At 76.0% G+C, this 1,623-nt stretch carries 1 protein-coding gene; it reads left to right on the top strand.

From position 1 onward, the window contains the following. On the top strand, positions 1-1,456 hold a 1,456-nt coding region (locus ACYVPE_RS39725; protein WP_461038714.1), incomplete at its 5' end, for an outer membrane protein assembly factor BamB family protein. Between the last annotated feature and the right edge of the window lie 167 nt (positions 1,457-1,623).

The raw sequence follows: 1,623 nt of genomic DNA, 5'->3' as shown, positions 1-1,623 counted from the left end.
GCCGCTCCTCGCGGCGCCGCCGATGCCCACGGCCCCGCCGCCCATGCCTTCCGCGCCGACGACCCCGCCGCCCTCGGGGGCCGCGCCGCCGGTGGCCGGCCCCTCGACCGACGACCCGGTGCGGCTGCCCGGCGCCCGGGTGCCGATCGGCCCAGGACCGCACCGCGGCGACCCGGCCGGCCCGAGCGACCACCTGATGCCGCACTCGCCGGACTGGGCCCGCCCGCCCACCGGCGCCTCGGCCGGCCCCATGCCGAGCCCGCGCACCGCCCACCCGGGCCCGCAGCACCACACCTCGACCCCCGTCGCCGCGCCCCCGGCCCACGCGCCGGCCCGCTGGCGGCCCTGGCGGTTCCGGATGAACAACGACCTCTGGGGCTCGCCCGTGGTCCGCGACGGGCTGCTCTACGTCACCTCCTTCGAGGTGCACGCGCTCGACGTGGCCAGCGGCCGGCGGCAGTTCAAGACCCGCGAGGTCGCCTGGTCGATGGCCGTCACCGGCGGCCGGGTGCTCGCCTCCGACGGGCCGAGCCTCTACGCCCTCGACGCCGCCGGCGGCGCCGACCGCTGGCGGATCTCGCTCGACGGCTGGATCTACGCGCTGCGTGCCGACCGCGGCACCGTCGTCACCGCCACCAGAGGCGGCGGCGTGCAGGCGTGGGAGTCGGCCAACGGCGAGCAGCTGTGGGAACTGTCCGGCGCGCAGACCGACTTCGAGACCCAGGACACGGCGCCCGTGGTGCACGGAGGCGTGGTCTACCTGTGGGGCGAGGGCCTGCTCTACGCCCTGGAGGCCCGCACCGGCGCGGAGCTGTGGCGCCACCCGGTCGGCGACACCTCGGTCACCGGCGGCGTGCCGGTCCGCGTCGCCCCCACCGACGACGGCGTCGTCCACGTCAGCGCCGGCTCCCGGGTCCTCGCCCTCGACGCGGCCACCGGCGCCGAGCGGTGGCGCTTCGACGCGCCGGCCGCGATCCTCTGCCCGCCGACGTACGAGTCGCCGCGAAGCCGGGCGGCCGGCATCTACTTCGCCGACTACCTCGGCACGGTCTACGCGCTCGACGTCACCACGGGCGACGACCGCTGGCGCATCGCCACGGAGGCCCGCGCCGGCACCGACCCGGTCCTCGTCGCGGACGGCCTCGTGCATCTCGGCAGCGGTACAGCGATGTACACGCTCGACGCGGTCAGCGGCACCCCGCGGTGGCGCTTCGCCGCGGGCGACTCCATCGTCGGCTCCCCGGTGGTGAGCGGCGGCCGCCTGCACTTCGGCTCCGAGGACCACTGCCTCTACACGCTGGACGCGGTGAGCGGCCGCCTCAGCTGGAAGCTGGAGACCGGCGGCGCGATCACGGGCACGCCGGCGGCGGCGGACGCCATGGTGTTCGCGTGCAGCAAGGACCACTGCGTGTACGCGCTGGACGCGGCGCGGGGCACGCGCCAGGCGCAGTCGTAGCCCGGTCTTCCCCCACCCACCCGCCCTCTTCCGGCGCTGCGCGCGGGGGCCCCGCCCTCCCCCAGCTAACGCTCAAGGCCGTGAAGTTAGGGGCTGATCGGTTTCGTCAAGATCTCGATGTCGATGGTGGCTTTGTAGGTGTGTCTGTCGACGCGGAGGCTCTTGTA

The sequence above is a fragment of the Streptomyces mayteni genome (assembly GCF_054783955.1).
The sequence above is the reverse complement of the archived record's forward strand: the minus strand, read 5'-3'. Positions and strand labels throughout refer to the sequence as shown.